This is a genomic window from Pseudofrankia asymbiotica, assembly GCF_001983105.1.
GTDB classification, from domain to species: domain Bacteria; phylum Actinomycetota; class Actinomycetes; order Frankiales; family Frankiaceae; genus Pseudofrankia; species Pseudofrankia asymbiotica.
The window spans coordinates 1-19,710 of record NZ_MOMC01000036.1; the positions used below are offsets into that span (position 1 = coordinate 1).

General features: G+C 71.2%; 14 protein-coding genes. 7 read left to right on the plus strand and 7 right to left on the minus strand.

All coding sequences use genetic code 11. From position 1 onward, the window contains the following. The 3 genes from BL253_RS45415 to BL253_RS40355 form a co-directional block, all read left to right on the plus strand. On the plus strand, positions 1–97 hold a 97-nt coding region (locus BL253_RS45415), incomplete at its 5' end, for a sugar transferase (RefSeq protein ID WP_198946302.1). 710 nt (positions 98–807) lie between these two features. After that, on the plus strand, positions 808–2,475 hold the full coding sequence (locus BL253_RS18205) for a sugar transferase (protein ID WP_198946303.1): 1,668 nt from the start codon (positions 808–810) through the stop codon (positions 2,473–2,475). A 353-nt stretch (positions 2,476–2,828) separates the two neighbouring features. Next, entirely contained in the window at positions 2,829–4,547 is a 1,719-nt protein-coding gene (locus BL253_RS40355) for a lytic murein transglycosylase (protein ID WP_076818327.1), read from the plus strand. 113 nt (positions 4,548–4,660) lie between these two features. Here BL253_RS40355 and BL253_RS18215 read toward each other — a convergent pair whose 3' ends face one another. The 3 genes from BL253_RS18215 to BL253_RS18225 all read right to left on the minus strand — a co-directional run bounded on the left by BL253_RS18215 (position 4,661) and on the right by BL253_RS18225 (position 8,516). After that, a complete protein-coding gene (locus BL253_RS18215; protein ID WP_420801684.1) occupies positions 4,661–6,010 on the minus strand; it encodes a UDP-glucose dehydrogenase family protein in 1,350 nt (449 codons plus the stop codon). A 137-nt stretch (positions 6,011–6,147) separates the two neighbouring features. After that, entirely contained in the window at positions 6,148–7,212 is a 1,065-nt protein-coding gene (gene galE / locus BL253_RS18220) for a UDP-glucose 4-epimerase GalE (RefSeq protein ID WP_076818328.1), read from the minus strand. A gap of 350 nt (positions 7,213–7,562) precedes the next feature. Continuing rightward, positions 7,563–8,516, minus strand: a complete 954-nt coding sequence (locus BL253_RS18225; protein WP_076818350.1) for a UDP-glucuronic acid decarboxylase family protein — start codon at positions 8,514–8,516, stop codon at positions 7,563–7,565. Positions 8,517–9,197: 681 nt separating this feature from the next. On the opposite strand from BL253_RS18225, the gene rfbA reads away from it, so the two are divergent. Both rfbA and BL253_RS18235 read left to right on the plus strand, forming a co-directional pair. Then, positions 9,198–10,061 carry a glucose-1-phosphate thymidylyltransferase RfbA gene (rfbA, locus tag BL253_RS18230; protein ID WP_076818329.1) on the plus strand — a complete coding sequence of 288 codons (864 nt, stop codon included), beginning with the start codon at positions 9,198–9,200 and terminating at the stop codon, positions 10,059–10,061. 141 nt (positions 10,062–10,202) lie between these two features. Further along, the gene (locus BL253_RS18235; protein WP_241834906.1) at positions 10,203–11,129 is read left to right on the plus strand and encodes an SGNH/GDSL hydrolase family protein; all 927 of its coding nucleotides are present in this window, start codon (positions 10,203–10,205) and stop codon (positions 11,127–11,129) included. A 183-nt stretch (positions 11,130–11,312) separates the two neighbouring features. On the opposite strand, the gene BL253_RS18240 is transcribed toward BL253_RS18235, so the two are convergent. The 4 genes from BL253_RS18240 to BL253_RS18255 are packed head-to-tail and all read right to left on the minus strand — an operon-like array spanning position 11,313 to position 15,129. Then, entirely contained in the window at positions 11,313–12,035 is a 723-nt protein-coding gene (locus BL253_RS18240; protein WP_081438432.1) for a NeuD/PglB/VioB family sugar acetyltransferase, read from the minus strand. After that, positions 12,036–12,980 (minus strand): glycine betaine ABC transporter substrate-binding protein, encoded by a 945-nt coding sequence (locus tag BL253_RS18245; protein WP_076818331.1) that lies wholly within the window; start codon positions 12,978–12,980, stop codon positions 12,036–12,038. After that, positions 12,977–13,732, minus strand: coding sequence for a class I SAM-dependent methyltransferase (locus BL253_RS18250; RefSeq protein ID WP_076818332.1), 756 nt, complete (start codon positions 13,730–13,732; stop codon positions 12,977–12,979). The genes BL253_RS18245 and BL253_RS18250 overlap by 4 nt, the downstream gene beginning before the upstream one ends. Further along, entirely contained in the window at positions 13,729–15,129 is a 1,401-nt protein-coding gene (locus tag BL253_RS18255) for a glycosyltransferase family 4 protein (RefSeq protein WP_241834907.1), read from the minus strand. Before BL253_RS18255 ends, BL253_RS18250 begins: the two co-directional genes overlap by 4 nt. 266 nt (positions 15,130–15,395) lie before the next feature. Between BL253_RS18255 and BL253_RS18260 the strand changes: the two genes are divergently transcribed. Further along, the gene (locus tag BL253_RS18260) at positions 15,396–17,771 is read left to right on the plus strand and encodes a glycosyltransferase (RefSeq protein WP_081438441.1); all 2,376 of its coding nucleotides are present in this window, start codon (positions 15,396–15,398) and stop codon (positions 17,769–17,771) included. Beyond that, entirely contained in the window at positions 17,771–19,687 is a 1,917-nt protein-coding gene (gene asnB, locus BL253_RS18265; protein WP_076818333.1) for an asparagine synthase (glutamine-hydrolyzing), read from the plus strand. The genes BL253_RS18260 and asnB overlap by 1 nt, the downstream gene beginning before the upstream one ends. Positions 19,688–19,710 lie beyond the last annotated feature (23 nt).

Here is a 19,710-nt window from a genome sequence, read left to right on the forward strand (position 1 = left end):
CGACCTGCGCTACGTCGAGAACTGGTCGCTCGCCATGGACCTGATCATCCTCTGGCGCACCGTCTTCGCCGTCCTCAAGCGCGAAGGCGCCTACTGAAGCCTCCCCACCGATCCGCCGGCTTGGTGCTTGTCCCATAGGTCCTGGCTGGGAGGGACTCCGGGAGGCGGATCGGCGGGGACCCCTGGCCAACCACTCCTGGAGACCACCCCACGCCGCAGTAGACGTGGCCGCCGAGCCAGGCCGGTCCGAGCCAGGCCGGTCCGAGCCCGGCGAACCAGCCTAGGCGGAGCGGTCAGGGCCGTATCAGGCCGATTGGTGGTGGCCTGACCAGTCGGCGGATGTGGTCCTGCCCACGTGGAGCGGGGATTGCCTGGTCCGGGCCGATGCCGCCGTGACTGGGTCCGGTTTCCGCTGTGTCCTCGCCCGGGCTCTCGCGGGCCTGGCAGGGATGCCTGTCCCGTAAGCCCAAGGGCGAGAGCCGCCGCCGCGACCCGTTCCCTCCAGCCCGATGATGACCGGGCGTGGTCAGCCACGGCGATGTCCGGAAGAAGACTATTTGTCCGCCTACAGATGAAATCCGGGAAGGATGCCTCAACGCCGGGGATCAGTCAGACGTTGGTATTTTCGACGCGCGTGTCACGCCAGCCCCGCAGGCGGCCCGGCGAGGTGCGCGTGGGCTGATGCCCGGGGGCTGCGTTCGGCGGAGGGGTGCGCATGGGTGCGAAGCGGGTCATCCCGCGCGCCGACCCGCGGTCGGCCGCCGCTGGCCGGCCGACCGGCCCAGACAGCCCAGAGAGGACGCACCGGTGACCGCGACGACGACCCGCGGGCCAGCCGGGAACGCGGGCCCCGGCGACGGGAGTGGCAGTGGTGACGGCGAGGCGACGCTACGCGTCTCGATGCGCAACTTCCGGGCACGTCTGGCCGGCCGTCCGCCGGAGCGGCGTGCTCACCCGCATGCCACCACCCGCAGCGCCGCCGAGCTCGCGGTCCTGTCGAACACTCCGCACGAGGGGGTACGCGAGCCGTACCGAGCCCAGCTCACCTGGGAGCGCGACTACGCGCGGGCGGCGGTGTTCGCCGACCTCGCCGCCTGCCTCGCCGGGACCGGTCTCGCCTACCTGATCCGCTTCGGCGGGATCATCGACTTCAGCCAGACGCCGCAGTCGTCGCGTCCCTACCTGTTCTTCACCCTCGGGCTGCCGCTCGTCTGGATCGCCGCGGTCGCCCTCAACCGGGGCTACGAGCACCGTTTCCTCGGCGGCGGGTCGGAGGAGTTTCGCCGCGTCCTGAACGCGGCCGTCCGGCTGACCGCGCTGGTGGCGGTCGCGTCGTACGCGACCAAGGCGGAGTTCGCCCGCTCGTATCTGCTGGTGGCGTTCCCGATGGCGACGCTGCTGACGCTCGTCGGCCGAGCCGTGGCCCGTGCCCGGCTGCACCGCATGCGTCGCGCCGGCGAGTGCCAGCACCGGGTGCTGGTGGTGGGTGCCGGCGAATCGGCCGCGTCGCTGGTACGGATCGCCCGGCGTGACCCCACCGCGGGCTGGAACGTCGTCGGCGTGTGCCTCGACCGGGCACCCGGAATGCACAGCTCCGAACGGCCGGACCGCGCCGGCTTCGACCTGGCCGGCGTGCCGATCGTGGGCACGTCCGACACGTTGGTGGAGGCGATCCGGCGGACGCGGGCGTCGGCCGTCGCGATCAGCCCGCAGATCGACGGTGAGCGGCTGCGCCGAGCGCTCTGGGCGCTGGAGGGCTCCGACGTCGACGTGCTGGTGTCGTCCGCGATCACGGACGTCACCGGGCCGCGCATCCACCTGCGTCCGGTCGCCGGCCTGCCGCTCCTGCACATCGAGGAGCCCGAGCTCTCCGGTGCCCGCCGGCTGATGAAGGGCATGCTCGACCGGAGCCTCGCGCTGACAGGCGTGCTGGTCACGCTGCCGCTGTTCGCGGCGCTGGTGCTGGCGATCCGGCTGACCAGCAAGGGCCCGGCGTTCTTCAGGCAGACCCGGGTCGGCATGAGCGGCCGAGAGTTCACAATGTTCAAGTTCCGCTCGATGTACGTGGACGCCGAGGCGCGGCTGAAGGAGCTGCGGACGAGCAACGAGGGCCAGGGTCTGCTGTTCAAGATGCGCGACGACCCGCGGGTGACCGGGGTCGGGAAGTTCCTGCGCAAGTGGTCGCTCGACGAGCTGCCGCAGCTGTTCAACGTCCTGAACGGCACGATGTCGCTGGTCGGCCCGCGCCCGCCGCTGCCCAGCGAGGTCGCCCAGTACGAGACGGACGTGCACCGCCGGCTGATGGTCAAGCCGGGCCTGACCGGCCTGTGGCAGATCAGCGGCCGAAGCGATCTCGACTGGGAGGAGTCGGTCCGCCTCGACCTGCGCTACGTCGAGAACTGGTCGCTCGCCATGGACCTGATCATCCTCTGGCGCACCGTCTTCGCCGTCCTCAAGCGCGAAGGCGCCTACTAACCGCCCTACCTGGTCCGACGCCCGGCCCACCCCCCGGCCGCACCAGCCACAACGGCGCCAGGGGATCCGGGACGACGGCGGGAGGCGGCCGTCGAGGCGGGCCCATCCTGGTAGCGAGTTCACTCGGCTTCCATATTTCGTACCCATAAGGGTCGTTCCCGGTAAACGAGGTCCGGTACATTCGCCGGGTTGGCGCGGCGCCTCAGGCCCGTCGGCGGCGGTAGGTACGGCTCGGTTGGTACGGCTCGGTCGCACGACTCGGTCGGTACGGCTCGGTCGGCACGACTCGGTCGTCGAGGCCGGCCGTCGCGTGCCCGGACTACGCGCCGGGGGGCGACCGGGACGGGGAGAGAGTGGCGAACCGGACAGGCGGGGCGGCGGGCGATGGCCGGGCGGACGCGGTGAGCGAGGCGCCGGCGGCTTCCTCACCGTCGACGCCGGAGACTCCCGCGGCGTCCACGGCGTCCCCCGCGTCCGCGGCCTCCGCTCGCCCCCGGCACCGGCACCGGCGTGCCAAGCCGACACGGCGGGAGAGGCGTCAGGGCAACCGCGCCCTCAGCCTCACCCGCGTCGTCGCCGTCCCGGCGGTCGGCCTGTTGCTCCTGCTCGGCGGTGGGCCCGCGAGCCCGCACGACGACGAGGCCGCGGCGAGCTCCCCCGGGAACCAGCCCGTACGAGGCAGCGACTACCCCATGCCGCCGCTGACACCGGCCGGCGTCGGCGGCGACGACGGCGGGGTTCTTGTCACCGCGAGCCCGAGCCCCGGCGAAGGCGGCGAGGTCAGCACGGACGCGCTGGCAGCCGCCGCCGTCGGCGCGGGTGACAGCGGCCTGGTTCGTCTCTCCGGCGCCAACAACCAGATACCCGACAGAGTCCTCGCCGCCTACCAGCGGGCCGTGGCGACGATGAGTGGCGAGCTGCCCGGCTGCCACCTGCGCTGGGAGCTGCTCGCCGGCATCGGCAGGGTCGAGTCGAACAACGCGAATGGACGCTCTATCACCGCCGACGGCGTCGTCACGCCGACGATCATCGGTGTCGCGCTGGACGGCAAGGGCGGCCGAGCGCTGATCCGCGACACCGACGGCGGCTCGTTCGACCAGGACAAGGTCTACGACCGCGCGGTCGGCCCGATGCAGTTCATCCCGAGCACGTGGAAGACCAGCGGCCGCGACGGCAACTCCGACGGCCGCAAGGACCCGAGCAACATCAGCGACGCGGCACTCGCCGCCGGCGGCTACCTGTGCGCCCGTGGCCGGGACATCACCGATCCGGCGCGGCTGCGGGCGGCCATCTTCTCCTACAACCCGTCCGACGCCTACGTGCGCGCCGTGCTCGGCTGGATGGACGGCTACATCAACTCCAGCCCCACCACCGTGCCCATCCCCGTCGTCGCCCTCACGCCAGGCCCCGGCGCGAGCAGCTCCCCTGCCCCGGCCGTCACGCTGGCGGCGGGGCTCCCCTCCCCGTCGGCAGGCGCGAGCGCGAGCGCGAGCCCCACCAGCGCGGCCTGCGCCACGATCGCCATCACCGCCAGCAGCCTGGCGGCCAGCGTCAACCAGTCCGCCACCGGCACCGGGCTGGAGGTCACCGGCACTTACACCGCCGCGGCCGCGAACGCCACCGGCAACGTCTCGATCCACGCGGAGGCCCGCGCGTCCAGCGGTGGCACCGTGCTCGCCCAGGGGGACACCAGCGTGCCGGCCCAGCCGGCCGCGGGCTCCACGCCGCTCGCGCGCCTGAGCCTCACGCCGGCCACCGCCAGCTCGGTCACGGTCGCTCTCACCACGACCCCGGCCGGCTGCGCGGCGCGGACGCTGACCACGATCGTCATCACCGGCATCCCCACCGCGACGCCCACACCGACGCCCACACCGACGGCCAGCGCGACGCCGACGAGCAGCCCGACGCCGACCCCGAGCCCGGTGCCCACGACGGCGGCGTCCACCTCGCCGCCGACCGCCAGCCTGGCCCCCTCGCCGACCAGGACCAGCGACGCCCCGGCCTCGGCCAGCACCCCGCCCCCGAGCGCCACTCCCACGGCCGGTACCACCGCGAAGAGCAGCGCCGGCTGACCCGCCAGCAGACCGGCCCAGCAGACCGGCCCAGCCGCGGACCGACAGCGGGCGGACGCCGATCGGGCGGTGCCCGGCCGCCGTGAAGGCGGCGGCCGGCACGCTGTCTCCCGTCAGGCCCGGGAAGTGACCTCGGCCGGGAGCCGCCGGGGAGGGGGAACGGCCACGGTCATGCTGTCGGCCTCCGGGTCCGCCGGCCGGCTCGCGGGCCGGCCCGGGGCCAGGTAGGTCCATCCGGCGTCTCGCCACCTGACCGGGTCGAGGGCATGCCGCCCGTCGACCACGCTCCGGCGCGCGACCACCTCGGTCAGCGCCACCGGGTCGAGGTCGCCGAACTCGGCCCACTCAGTGAGCAGGACCGTGACCTCGGCTCCTTTCATGGCCCTGAGGGCCGAGGTCTCGTAGCGCAGCCGCGGGTTCGCCCGGCGCGCGTTCTCGACCGCCATCGGGTCGTAGACGGTGACGGTGGCGCCCTCGCCGGCGAGCAGCCCGGCGACGGCGAGCGCCGGGGAGTCCCGGATGTCGTCCGAGTTGGGCTTGAACGCGGCGCCGAGGACGCCGACCGCGCGGCCGGTCAGGCTCCCGCCGGCCGCCTGGCGCGCGAGCTCGACCATCCGGTGGCGACRCCGGATGTTGATCTCGTCGATCCCGCGCAGGAAGCTCAGGCTGTGCCCGATGCCGAGCTCGTCGGCACGAGCCACGAACGCCCGGATGTCCTTGGGCAGGCAGCCGCCGCCGAAGCCGACGCCGGGGCGCAGGAACTTCGCGCCGATCCGCTCGTCGAGCGACAGGGCCCTGGCCAGGGTGGTCACGTCGGCGTCGACGGCCTCGCAGACCTCGGCCATCGCGTTGATGAACGAGATCTTGGTGGCCAGGAACGAGTTGGCCGCTACCTTGACCAGCTCGGCCGTGGCGAAGTCGGCGACGATCACCGGAGTGCCATACCGGTCGATGACCGGCGCGTACACGGCGCGCAGCGCCGTCTCCCCCGCCGCGGAGGCGACGCCGAAGACCAGCCGGTCCGGGCAGAGCGTGTCGCCGACCGCGAAGCCCTCGCGGAGGAACTCGGGGTTCCAGGCGAGCTCGACGCCCTCGGCCGGAGCCTCGGTGGCCAGCCGGGAGGCGAGGACGGCGGCGGTGCCGACGGGAACGGTCGACTTGCCGACCACCAGGCTGCCCGGGCGCAGGTGCGGCGCGAGGGCGCTCACCGCGCTGTGCAGGTAGGAGAGGTCGGCGCCCTGCCCGCCGGGCAGCTGGGGAGTGCCGACGCAGAGGAAATGCACGTCGCCGAAGGTCGCGGCCTCCTCGAGGGAGGTGCTGAACCGCAACCGGCCGGCGGCGAGGCTGGACCGCAGCAGGTCACCGAGACCGGGCTCGAAGAACGGGACCTCTCCCCGGGCGAGCCGGTCGATCTTCGACTGGTCCACATCGACGGCCAGTACCTCGAAGCCCAGCTCGGCCATGCAGACCGCGTGCGTGGCACCGAGGTAACCGGTCCCGATCACGGTCAGCCGCGGCCGGCCGTCACCGGCACCATCACCGGTCCCGGGCGGCCAGGCCCCTTCGTCAGCCCCGGTCGCCCCTTCGTCAGCCCCCGTCGTCACTTCCCTGTCCCCCCGCTGTCTGTGTCGTCGTAGCCGTCAGGGTTGAGTCGTTGGAAGTTCCAGGCGTCCCGGCACATGTCGGCCACGTCGCGGGTCGACTTCCAGCCGAGCAGCGCGGCCGCCAGTGACGGATCCGCCACCAGCTCGGCCACATCCCCGGGACGGCGCGCGACCACCTGGCTGGGCAGCCGCCGTCCGCACGCCGCCGAGAACGCGGTCAGCAGCTCCCGCACCGATGTGCCCCGCCCGGTCCCCAGGTTGATCACACGGTGGCCGGGGGCCTCGTCGAGCCGTTCCAACGCCAGCCGATGCCCCTCGGCGATGTCCACCACATGGATGTAGTCCCGGATGCCGGTGCCGTCCGGCGTCGGATAGTCGTCCCCGAAGATCGACAGCTCCGCCCGCCGGCCCACCGCGACCTGCGCGATATACGGCAGCACGTTGTTCGGGATGCCGCGCGGGTCCTCTCCCAGCAGGCCCGACGGGTGCGCGCCGGCCGGGTTGAAGTACCGCAGCGACGTCACATGCCAGCTCGGGTGGCGATGACAGATGTCGGCCAGGATCTGCTCGCACATCCACTTCGTGCGGGCGTACGGGTTCGTCGGCCCCGCCGGCGCGTCCTCGCGCAGCGGCACGGTCCTGGCGTCCCCGTAGATCGAGCACGACGACGAGAACACCAACCGGCTCACGCCTCGGTCGAGCATCGTCGCGACCAGGCCCAACGTCGCGTTGACGTTGGTGTCGTAGTACTCCAGCGGAGCGTCGACCGACTCGCCCACCGCCTTGCGCGCGGCGAAATGGATCGCGGCATCCACCGGCCGGCGGCGCAGGAGGCCGGTCAGCGCGGCGCGGTCGCGCAGGTCCAGCTCGACGAACTCGAAGCTGCCCGGCCCATCCGCCAGTCGACGGATCCGCTCCACGGCACCGGGGGAACTGTTCGCGAAGTTGTCGACGCCGACGACGTCGTAGCCAGCGGTCACCAACTCCACGGCCGTATGTGAACCAATGAATCCAGCGGCACCGGTCACCAGGACCGTCCGGGCATCAGACGGAGTGCTCACAGCGAGTCCGCCCCTCTCACCATGTCGAGGACGTTCGGGTGGGCGTCTTGGCGGCGGATCCCCGGCCGGTCATGGCGACGACGCCGAGACCGCCGGCGGGAGAACCAGCGCGGCGGCACGGCGATCGTCCCGACCGGCTGGCTCGCCTCCCGACCGACCCGGTGGATCTCCTCGTCTTCACGCGTGCGTCGCGGCGACGAAGAGGAGAACAAGCGGATGGCTCAGCCCCGCGAGAAGGCTGAGCGAAAGGAGCGGGCGCGGCGTCCGGCCACCGGTGGGCCGTGCTGGCGGCACGGCGCCGCGCCGCGCCGCGCCCGCGGCTGGCCAGGCGACCTGGGCGGGCGACCTGGTCAGGCGACCTGGGCGGGAACGAGGAACTGGGACGCGAACCACTCGATGGTCCGGACCAGTCCGTCCTCCACGCCGATCTTCGGCTCCCAGCCGAGCCGCTCGCGAGCGAGCGTGATGTCCGGCTGGCGCACCGACGGGTCGTCGACAGGGCGTGGGATGAAGGTGATCGGGGCGTCCGAACCACACAGCCGCAGGACGAGCTCGGCCGTTTCGAGAATGGTCAGCTCGTGCGGGTTGCCGATGTTCACCGGGCCGCACTCGTCCGACCACAGCATCCGGACGATGCCCTCGATCAGGTCGTCGACGTAGCAGACGGAGCGGGTCTGCGAACCGTCACCGGCGACGGTGATCGGCTCGCCGCGCAGCGCCTGCGCGATGAACGTCGGGATGGCCCGGCCGTCGTGGGCCCGCATGCGCGGGCCGTAGGTGTTGAAGATCCGGACGATACCGGTGTTCACATCGCGCGAGTTCCGGTACGCCATCGTCAACGCCTCGGCGAACCGCTTGGACTCGTCATACATGCTGCGCGGGCCGACCGGGTTGACGTTGCCCCAGTAGGTCTCCGGCTGCGGGTGCACCTTCGGGTCGCCGTAGGCCTCCGAGGTGGAGGCGAGCAGGAACCGCGCGCCCTTCGCCCTTGCGAGCCCCAGCGCGTGGTGGGTGCCGACGGAACCGACCATCAGCGTCTCGACCGGCAGCCGGGCGTAGTCCACCGGGGACGCGGGCGACGCCAGATGGAGCACCGCGTCCAGCGGCCCCGGCACGTGCAGGTACTCGGTTATGTCCCGGTCGATCAGCCGGAAACGGCGGTTGGTGAGCAGGTGCTCGACGTTCTCCGGCCGGCCGGTGACGAAGTTGTCGACGCAGATGACCTCCGCGCCGTCGGCCAGCAGTCGTTCACACAGATGGCTGCCCAGAAAACCGGCGCCACCGGCTATCGCAACGCGTGCCACGATCCCCCCGTTCTCATTCACGTTCGCCCAGTCAGCTCTCGTTCCGGCGCAAAGCCAGACGGAGAGTAAGACACCAAAGAAGATGAACACACGGTTCGCGGCGCGTTTTCGACTGTCGCCAGAACGTGGGCGCCCCGCTGGGGGAACCGCCGACAGGTCGCCGTTACCGAAGTTCACCGATCGTTGTGCTACTCCGGTTACCCGGCGCGCGGATCATACCTCACCCCCGCTACAGGATAGACGGCTTGGGCGCACAGGTCACATGCCACCCACCCATCTGAGCTTGTCGTTCAACCTCCGGGTGTCACGCTGCGCAATAGGAGCAGGTGGCCTGAGTGGTCTCGCGCGCCACCTGACACGAAACAGCGCTTTGGCGATCATGGATTCTCGCCAAAGGACCCGAGAATGGTGGCGGTACGGATCTCGGGGCCCGGCATAGCGCTCAGTCCCTGGCCGGCCAGCACACACTCTGGGTTGATCGCGTCAGACCGCTCCCGCCGAGAGGGTTCTTGAAGGCGAAGCCGACCGCGCGCCCGGCGCCGCTAGGCTGGACCCCGCGGTCGCCGCCCCGGAACGCGGCCGGCTTCCGGATCGGCGGCCTTTCCCAGGGCCACCAGGAGCACGGACAGGCACGCGGCAGGGCCGGAGCCATCGGGCTCCGCACGACCCCGGAAGGACGGCATGAAGGGCATCATCCTGGCCGGCGGTACCGGCTCGCGGCTCTACCCGATCACCCAGGCGGTCTCCAAGCAGCTGATGCCGATCTACGACAAGCCGATGATCTACTATCCGCTGTCGACCTTGATGGCCGCCGGGATCCGCGAGATTCTGATCGTCACCACGCCGGGCGACCAGGCCCAGTTCCAGCGGCTCCTCGGCGACGGCGGCCGGCTCGGCTGTCAGTTCTCGTACGCGACCCAGGACTCGCCCCGCGGACTGGCGGACGCCTTCATCGTCGGCGCGGACTTCGTCGGCGGCGACAAGGTGTGCCTGATTCTCGGCGACAACATCTTCTACGGCGTCGGCCTCGGCGACCAGCTCAAGCAGTACACCGACCCGGACGGCGGCGTGATCTTCGCGTACCACGTGTCCGACCCGGAGCGCTACGGCGTCGTCGAGTTCGACCAGGACCGCCGGGCGGTGTCGATCGAGGAGAAGCCGACCCGGCCGAAGTCCAGCTATGCCGTCACCGGCCTCTACTTCTACGACAACGACGTGCTGGAGATCGCCCGCGAGACCAAGCCGAGCGCCCGCGGCGAGCTGGAGATCACCGCCGTCAACCAGGAGTATCTCGACCGCGGCCGGCTCGGGGTACACCTGCTCGACCGCGGCACCGCCTGGCTCGACACCGGCACCTTCGCCTCGCTGATGCAGGCGTCCCAGTTCGTCGAGGTCATCGAGGAGCGGCAGGGCCTGAAGATCGGTTGTGTCGAGGAGGTCGCCTGGCGGGAGGGCTTCGTCACCGACTCCGAGCTCGAGGCGTTGATCCACCCGCTGGCGAAGAGCGGTTACGGCGCGTATCTCCAGCGCCTGCTCGCGCGGTGAAGGCGGCACCGCGTGCGGGGGGCGCACGCCGTGCCCACGCTCGCCTCGTCGCCCATCTGACATTTTCCGCCGTGGGGGCCGCCGCGAAGTGACGGCCGACCGGCCGCTCTGTGGTTACGCTCCGATGTCATGCAGCTCCGCATGTCCGCGTCGACGCGGGCGCGTCGCCTCGCCAGCCTGGGCGTGGCCGGTCTGTTCGTGACGCTTACCGTCCTGCTTTCCGGTTGCCAGCCACGTACCGACCTGAGCCCGGTCGGCGCTGACCAGCCCCGGGAACGGACTGGCGTAAAACCCGTGAGCTTCAGCAAGCCGCCCACAATCGTCGCGCTCGGTGACTCGTACTCCTCGGGAGAAGGCACTCCACCGTATGACCCGGACGCCCCGGGCTGTGCCCGCGGCGCCTCCGCCTGGCCCCGTCTGCTCGGCCAGCAGATCACCGGCTCCACCGTCATACTGCTGGCCTGCTCGGGCGCCAAGACGACAGCACTCACCACCTCGTTCCACAACCAGTCGTCCCAGGTCGAGGCGCTGCGCGCGCTGGTCGTGGGCAAGCTGAAGCCGGACATCGTGACGATCACGATCGGCGGCAACGACGCCGGCTTTGGGCCCACCATGACCAGTTGCGTGATCTGGCGCTGTTTCTGGACCGGCCGGGATGACCGCACCCGCGAGTACGTCACCGAGCAGCTGCCCTCGCTGCTGCAGACGGCCTACTCCCAGGTGAAGGCCGCCGCGGGCGACGCCCGGGTCATCGTCGTCGGCTATCCGGATCTGTTCCCCAGCAGCACCGCCAATACCTGTAAGTGGCTGGACAACAATGAACGTGTCCAGCTCACTGGCCTGAACAACGACATCAATCGGGTGGCTCGCCGCGCGGCCAGCAAGGCCGGCGTCGACTTCCTCTCCATCGACCGTGTGCTCGACAAGCACAAGCTGTGCACGAAGGACGCGTGGATCTACCCGGTCGCGTTGACCGGCGCGGGTCTGCAGGCGAGCGGCCACCCGAACGCACTTGGTCAGCGCGCGATCGCGGACGCCGTCTACGACTACCTCGCCAAGGGCGACTAGTAGGGTCCGAATTCCCTACCGGTGTCCATACCGAGTCAGGGTCCGCATCCCCGTCGCTGGCGGCCATCCGTGACAGCAAGAGGGCGGCGACGTGGGATGGCTGGCACGGGTACGCACCGCCGCGGGGCTTTCAGGCGGTGTTCTTCCGGCGAACGCATCGGAAAGAGGAAATCGCTCCCGGAGTTACCGGCTCCTTCCTGGTGATCCATCGGGCAGGATCGCCGCGGTGGCCGCGGCGGCCGAGGCCGCGTCGGCCGGGGTGTTCGCCGGGCGCAGGTAACGCGCCGGGTTACCGACCCAGACCTCCCTGTCCCCGACGTCGCGCAGGACGACGGCGCCCATGCCCACCGTCGACCAGGCGCCGACACGCAGGTTCTCCCGGACCAGCGCGCCGGCGCCCAGGTACGCCCCGGCGCCGATCCGCACCCCGCCGGCGAGGCTGACCGACGCGCACACGGTCGCGTAGTCCTCGACCAGGTCGTCGTGGGTAAGCACCGCGTTCGGCATCACCACGGCGTGGCGGCCGAGGCGTACCGACGCGGTGAGCACGACGCCGGCGAGCAGCACGCAGCCCTGGCCGACCTCGCAGGACGCGTCGACGCTCGCCGCCGGGTGGACGACGGTCGCGTACCGCTCCGCCGCCACGCCCGCCTCGGTGAGGCGTCGAGCCAGCCGCGCCCGAACCCACCCCGGGCCGGGGCAGAGCACGATCCGCGCCTCGCCGACGGTGTCGAGCGCGTCCAGCCCGCCGAGCACCGGCAGGCCGTCGACCACCGTCCCCCACCGGTCGGGGTTGTCGTCGACGAAGCCCACCACGTCGTACCTGCCGGTGGCTCGGGCGGCCCCGGCGGTCTCCCTGGCCAGGCCCGACGCCGCGACCAGGACCACCCGCTCGGTCGCCGGCACCTAGCCGGTCCGGGCGCGAGTGCGCGCGAGGTAGTCGTCGACGGCCTGGTCACGCCTGTCCGGGGCAGCCGCGACCGTCCGCCGCAACGCGATCACGTTGTCGTTGGTGACGACCTGGTCGACCCTGCTCAGCAGGCCCTCCAGCTGGAGGCTCGCGATCGGAAGCCGCACCACCGGCAGGAGGTTGTTCGTCGGCAGCGCCCGCCGGTCGTCGGCCAGCATCACCAGCTTGTTCGCCGGGACCGCCGGGTCCCAGCGGTAGACGAGCGCGACCTGCGTGTCCCCGTCGAGCAGGGACCGGATCGTCCCCGGCCCGCCGTCGTCGAGCGCCTTGGCCCGGGCGAAGTTCGCTCCATACGTGTCGCGCAGCGCCGACACGGCCGACCCGCCGCCTGGGGCACCCAGGGTCAGGGCCCCGGCCACGTCCGGCGCCGCCAGCCCCGACAGGTTGGTGAGGTGGAGCTTCGCCGCCGTCGCCTCGGTGACGGCGAAGGCCGGCGAGCGCCCGGCGGGAGCGGTCGGATACGCGATCAGCCCTCGCTGGGTGAGCGCCGTGAACAGGCCCTGCACCGACGCGGCGGTCGAGGTGGTCGCCGGCGCGGTCTGCACCGCCGCGCCGGGCTGGTCGGCCAGCCCGGCCCGCAGGTCGTCGAGATAGTCGGGGGCGACGTCGACGGTGCCCTGTTCCAGGGCCCACATGAGCTGCTCATGGTTGTCGACGAGGCGGATGGACACGTCGTAGCCCGCGTCGCGCAGTGCGTGCGCGTACAGGTCGGCGACGAGGGAGGTGTCGGGTGCGGAGGTCGAGCCGACCACGATCCTCGGCGTGGCCGGACCGCCTCCGCCACCGGTCGCCACGATGCCGATGACGACTCCCGCCGTGGCGACACACAGCGCGGTCACGATCGCGCCGATCGTCCAGGCCCTGCCGCGTGGCAGCCTCACCGGCCCGCGCCCTCCGCGCCCTCGAGGCCCTCGGCGCGCCATGACCCGGCCGGCGGCGCCCCCGGCGGGGCCGGGGACTTCTCCGAACGGACGGCGATCAACGACTTCGTCAACGGCCCGGTCCGCTCCTCGAGGAGCTCGGAGTCGGGGAAGTAGGCCTTCAGCTCGGTCCGGCCGATCAGTTCGGTCGACATCGTCGCCCGCAGTGCGTCGTCCCGGTTCGGCGACTTCGTGTGGGCCAGCGGCCAGCGCTGGGCGATGGACGCCCGTGCCGCCACCGGCAGGAACTGGAAGCCGGGAAACAGCCAGTGCGGCTCGAGCGGGAAGTACCGGTTCGGTGTCTGCACCCAGTGCAGCGGCGCCAGCTGCTGGGCGACCTCCGCGAACGCCTGCCGCTTGGCGTGCCCACCGACGTGCTCGAGGACCGAGTTGGAGAACACCAGGTCGAAGGTGTCGGCCCGGACCTCGACCGGCGGGTCGCAGGCGTCACCGAGGACGACGGTGATGCCGTCCGGTACCGCCGGGGCGTGCGCCGCCTGGTCCGGCACGTCCAGGTTCACCACGACGACGTGGGCGGGACGGCGGTCCAACCGCGTCCAGAACTGCACGGTCCCGCCGAGGTCGAGCACGCGCATGTCGTCGATGCCCGGGAAGTACGCGCGCACCCGTTCCCATCGCTGCTCACGGCTGCGCGCGCCGAACGAGTTCGGTGACTCGACCAGGCGTCCGCGAACCTTGCCAGCGAGACTCATGGCATGACCGCCTCGCCGCAGGTGCCGTCGGCGAGCCGGGCGCGCTCGGCGCTCTGGACCGCACCGATGGTCGGGATGTCGAGGTCGCGCTGGGCGGGTGGGTGGACCGCGGCGACCCGGCCCGGGGTCGCCTGCTCGATGACGAGATGGCGGGCGACGGGCCGGACGGGAACGGCGGGGCTCGGCTCGGGGACCGCCGGGTAGGCGCGCTTCGCCAGGCCGTGCACCCGGTCGTACACGTCGACGTAGGCCCTGGCCTGCGCGGACCAGTCGAGGACCTCGACAGCCCGGCGCCGGCCCAGCTCGCCCAGCTCCCGCCGGCGGTCTGGGTCGTCGATCACGTCAGAGATCGCGGTGGCGAACCCCAGCAGGTCACCCGGCTCGACGTACACCGCGGCCTCCAGCGCCGAGACGCGCGTCTCGACGAGGTCGAAGGTCACCACCGGCAGCTGGTGCGCCATGTACTCCATGATCTTGTTCATCGTGGAGAAGTTGTTCAGCTCGTTGAGCGGGTCGGGCCCGACGCCGACCGCCGCGGTCGACAGGTAGTCGCGGATCATCTCCGAGTCGGCCCGGCCGGTGAACGTCACGTAGTCGTCGAGCCCGAGCTCGGTCGACAGGGCCCTGAGCTCCTCCAGGCAGTCACCGAAGCCGAGCAGCGCGGCACCGACGTCCGTGCGGCCGAACTTGTGCACGATGATGTCCATCGCCCGCAGGACCACGTCCACGCCGTCCTGCGGCCCCATGATGCCCAGGTAGCAGATGAGGTGCTCGCGCCCGCGCCGAAGCTCCGGCCGTTCCGGCCCCGGTTTCATACGGGTGGTGTCGGGCCCGCTACGCACCACCGTCGTGTTCTCCAGGGTGCGGTGGCCGCGCCGGATCGCGATCGCCCGGTAGGACTCGTTCGTCGAAATCACCTGGTGCGCGGCTCGGTATGTCAGCCGCTCAAGCCCCAGCAGCACCTTGAAGATCTTCTTCGATGGCTTCGCGAACCGTGCCAGGTAGATCTCCGGGCACAGGTCGTGCTGGTCATAGACGAAGCGCACGCCGAAGGGGCGGAACAACAGCGCCAGCGGGGCGTATGTGTCAGGCGGGTTGCAGGCCTGTATCGCCGAGAACGGGCGGGTCGCGAACAGCCGGAACGCCAGGAACGCCACACGGAACCAGCAGTAGATGAACTCGTTCAGATAGCCGAGGAATCCGCTCGCCTGGGCCGGCGGCTCATATTTGTAGATCCAGACTCCGTCGAGCAGTTCTTTCGGGGGATCTCCGGGTCCCTTTGGGCAGATGACGGAGACCTCGTACCCGACCTTCACCAGGGCCTGGCATTCAAGCCATACCCGGCGGTCCAGCGGAACCGGAAGATTTTGAACAATAATCAGGACATGCTTGCGCACAATGCCACTGCTCCCCCCGTAGGTGGCGATGCTACGCCTCCGACGTCCCAGCGACCGACAATCCCCCTAAATTTCTATTCAGTCTGACCGTCTGGTCTGACTGGTGGCCTTGTCTGGCCAGTTGCCGGTGCGCCTGGTCGCCCACTTCTGGGTGACCCGGGGGCRAACTATAGCGTATGACCCCCCTGATGTACAACCGGGCCGCTACGGGTAGCGTGTGCCCGGCCACGACGCTTGCCTCGCGGGGGGCGATCCAGATGCGTTCGATGGCTTCAGGGGGAACGGTGGGTGTTCGCGAGGTAAGCCCGGTCTCACCGGATAGTGTTCTTGCCGGATCTGAGCAGGCGCTCGTCTCGATCGTCGTTGTTACTTTCAACAGTGCCGCTGTGCTGGCCGAATGCCTCACCGCGCTGCCGAACGCCGCGGGCGGGACACGAACCGAGACGATCGTCGTCGACAACGCTTCCCGCGACGAAACTCTCGATGTGGCGCGCGGTGCCGTTGACGGTGTCCAGGTCGCCTCGACCGGCGGCAACGTCGGCTACGCCGCCGCGATCAACCGCGGGATCCGCCTGGCCTCACCCGACGCGGACGCGGTGCTCATCCTCAACCCCGACATCCGGCTGCGCCCGGGCGCCATCCCCGCGATGCTGGCGGCGCTGCGCACCCCGGGTACGGGCGTGGTCACCCCCAGGCTGGTCGACGCGAATGGATCGCTCGCCCTCTCACTCCGCCGTGAGCCCTCGATCACCAGAGCGTGGGGCGAGGCGCTGCTCGGCGGCCGGGCCGGCCGCCTGCCGGCGCTCGGCGAGGTGGTGACCTCCGCCGCCGCCTACTCGGCCCCGGCGGCCGTCGACTGGGCCACCGGCGCCGCCCTGCTCGTCTCGCGCCCCTGCCTGGAGACCGTCGGCGCATGGGACGAGTCGTACTTCCTGTATTCCGAAGAGACGGACTTTCTGCTGCGCGTCAAAGCGGCGGGTTTCGCGTCGCGGTTCGAGCCGAGCGCCGTCGGGGTGCATCTGGGCGGTGAATCGGGCACGTCGCCGAAGCTGTGGGCGCTGCTGACCGCGAACCRTATCCGGCTTTACCGCTCACGCCATGGCGCCCTGGCCACGGCGGCGTTCACCGCCGGAATTCTCACCGGAGAGCTGGCGCGTGCCGCGGCCGGCCGCCGCACGAGCAGGGCGGCCGTGCGGGGAGTGCTGACCACCAGCCACGCGTCCCTGGTGGCGGCCGCCGGCGGTCAGCCGCCGGAGACGGCGCCAGCCATGCGGGGCACGCCGGTGCCGGCCGCGCGCCGCGGGGTGACCGGCCGCCTGCCGGTGGTGCTCGGCGCCATCCTCCCTGGTGGGAACGGCCGGGGCGGTGGAGCCCCCTCCGAGGTGGCGCACGGTCGGCCGCGGCCCGGGAGCACGGCCGCCCCGGCYAGCCCTCCGCCGGTGGTGTGCTTCTCCGGCCAGGACTGGTGGTACCACAACCGGGCACATTCCGATTTTCAGCTCATGACCCGGGTGGCCGCTGACCGCCCAGTGCTGTTCGTCAACAGCCTGGCGATGAGAATGCCGCTGCCCGGCCGCAGCACACAGCCGTTGCGGCGCGTGGTAAGAAAAGCGAAAAGCATGTCCCGGGGAGTGCGCCAGCCGCGCCAGGACCTGCCCGGCCTTCACGTTTTCTCCCCGGTTCTTCTGCCCTTCTACGGCAGCCGGGCGGGGCGAGCGCTGAATGCCTGGGCGGTTCGCCGCCAGGTCGCCGCCCAGACGCGCCGGCTCGGCATGACGGAACCGGTCCTCTTTGTGACGATGCCGACCGCCTGGGACGTGGCGAAACCGCTTCGCCGTGCTGCGCTGGTCTACAACAGGTCAGACAAGCACTCCGAGTTCACTGAAAGCAACGCCGCCGTGGTGAGCAACCTGGAGGACGAGCTGCTGCGGCACAGTGACAGCGTCCTGTACGTCAACCACGAACTGATGTCCATCGACGCCGACCAGGTGGGAGACCGGGCCCACTTCCTCGGGCACGGCGTCGATCTGGCGCACTTCCGCGCCGAGAAACGGCCATTTCCCGAAGATATCGCGAGCATTTCTGGTCYGCGTATCGGGTTCTTCGGCGCCCTCGACGACTACACCGTGGACTTCGACCTGCTGGAGCGGGTGGCCGCCTCGATCCCGGAGGCCAGCCTGGTCCTCATCGGCGACGCGACGTGCTCGATGCGCCGGTTCGAGGCCTACCCCAACGTCCACTGGCTCGGCTTCCGCCCGTACGAGACGATCCCGGCCTACGGCTCGGCCTTCGACGTCGCGATCATGCCCTGGCTCCAGAACGAGTGGATCAGGTTCTGCAACCCGATCAAGCTGAAGGAGTACCTCGCCCTCGGGCTCGCGGTGGTGACCACGGACTATCCGCAGGTCGCCGGCGACCGCGGGATCGTCCGGGTCGCGGACAGCCCCGAGCACTTCGTCGAGCTCGTCAGGACGACCCTGGCCGACGGCGGCCCGGGCGACCCGGCCAGCCGTCGGGACTACGTCGCCGGCGACTCCTGGGACGCCCGCGCCGCCGAGCTGGTCGAGCTCATGGACAAGGTGGCCGGCTATGCGCCGCCCACCCAGCGCCAGGCGGCGCACGGGCTGGACGTGAGCCGCTGATGTGCGGAATAGCGGGGATCTTCCGGTTCGACTCGGAGCCCGTGGACCCCGCGCTGCTGGCCGAGATGACCGGCCTGCTGGCGCATCGAGGCCCCGATGACGAGCGGTTCTGGGCGGCTGGCCCGGTCGGCTTCGGGCACCGCCGACTGTCGATCATCGACCTGTCGGGCAGTGCCCAGCCCATGGCGTCGGCGGACGGCCGCCACCACATCTGCTTCAACGGCGAGATCCTGAACTACCGCCGGCTGCGGGAGCAGACGTCGTACCCGTTCCACACCAACGGCGACACCGAGGTGGCGCTGGCCCGGTTCGTGACCCGCGGGGTGGACGGGCTGAGYGACCTCGCGGGCCAGTTCGCCTTCGCCGTGCACGACGCCGAGCGCAACCAGCTGTACCTGGTGAGGGACCGGATCGGGATCCTGCCGCTCTATTACCACCTCGACGGCGGCCGGCTGGTGTTCGCCTCGGAGATCAAGGCCATCCTGCCGGCGCTGTCCGGGCCGCCCCGGGTCGACCACGCGTCGGTCGCGGACTATCTCGCCGCGCGGTCGGTGCCGGCCCCGCGCACCCTGTTCGAGGGGATCCGCAAACTCCTGCCCGGCCACGTCCTGGTCGTCACGGGTGACGGCAGGATCAGTACCCGGCGCTACTGGCGGCCACCGACGCCCGCCGACATGCTCACGGTGGGACCGGAGGAAGCGGTCGACCTGGTCGACGAGACGCTGCGCCGGGCGGTCGAACGCGCGACCGTGGCCGACACGCCGGTGGGCGCCTACCTGTCAGGCGGGCTCGACTCGAGCCTGGTCGCGGCTCTGATGACCAGGCAGACCGCGGAGCCCGTCCACACCTTCTCCGTGGGGTTCGGCTCCGGCCCCTTCGACGAGCTGCCCATCGCCCGGTCGGTGAGCGCCCGGCTCGGCACCCGGCACCACGAGCTCGAGGTCGGGCCGAACGACTTCTCCGACCTGTGGCACACCGCCACCTGGCATCGGGACGCGCCGGTGTCCGAGCCGGCCGACGTGGCCGTGCACATGCTGGCCCGGCTCGCTCGCGAGCAGGTGCGGGTCGTGCTCTCCGGCGAGGGAGCCGACGAGCTGTTCGGTGGCTATCCCAAGTACCGGCTGGCGGCCCTCACCTCCCGGATCGGGGCTATCCCGGCCTGGATGCGCGGACCCGTGTTCGACCGGGCCCAGCAGGCCCTGCCGGCCGGCGCCCATCGGCTGCGCATCGCGCTGCGGGCCCTGGGGGAGCCGGACGAGCGCGCGCGCCGGGAGGGCTGGTTCGCGCCCTTCACCGAACGTGAACGGATGCGCCTGCTCGGCCGGCCTCGGTTCGAGCATGGCCGGTTGCTGCCCGCCACCGACAGCGACCCGCTGCGCGGGATGCTGGAGGCGGACCTGCTGGGCTGGCTGCCCGACAACCTGCTCGAACGTGGGGACCGGATGACGATGGCCGCCTCGGTCGAGATGCGCCCGCCTATGCTCGACCACGAGCTCGTCGAGCTGGCGTTCCGCCTGCCCTCGGCGGTGAAGGTGCGTGACGGCCGGGGCAAGTGGGTACTCAAGGAGGTCGCGCGCCGGTACCTCCCGGACGAGATCGTGGACAGGCCGAAGGTGGGGTTCCGGGTCCCGATCGGCGAGTGGTTCCGGGGTGGGCTGTCCGAACTCGCCCGGGACATGCTGACCGGCGGCGGGTCGTTCGTAGGGGACCTGCTCGGACGGCCGGCGGTTCGGCGGATGCTCGACATGCACGAGAGCGGCCGCCGCAACGAGGAGATCCGGATCTGGACGCTTCTGTGCCTCGAGGTGTGGCACGAGGTCTTCTTCCGCCAGGCGACGCCAGGGAATGGGGGGAACAGCAGGTCATGGGTGGGAGGGACGGGGGCTCGAGGGAACGCCCAGTTCTGGCGAGCGTAGTGATACCCGCGCACAACGAGGCG

Bases quoted from the DNA above. Each gene is read 5' to 3' on its own strand.
- rfbA (WP_076818329.1), top strand. From the start codon at position 9,198: ATGAAGGGCATCATCCTGGCCGGCGGTACCGGCTCGCGGCTCTACCCG.
- BL253_RS18235 (WP_241834906.1), top strand. From the start codon at position 10,203: ATGTCCGCGTCGACGCGGGCGCGTCGCCTCGCCAGCCTGGGCGTGGCC.
- BL253_RS18250 (WP_076818332.1), bottom strand. From the start codon at position 13,732: ATGAGTCTCGCTGGCAAGGTTCGCGGACGCCTGGTCGAGTCACCGAAC.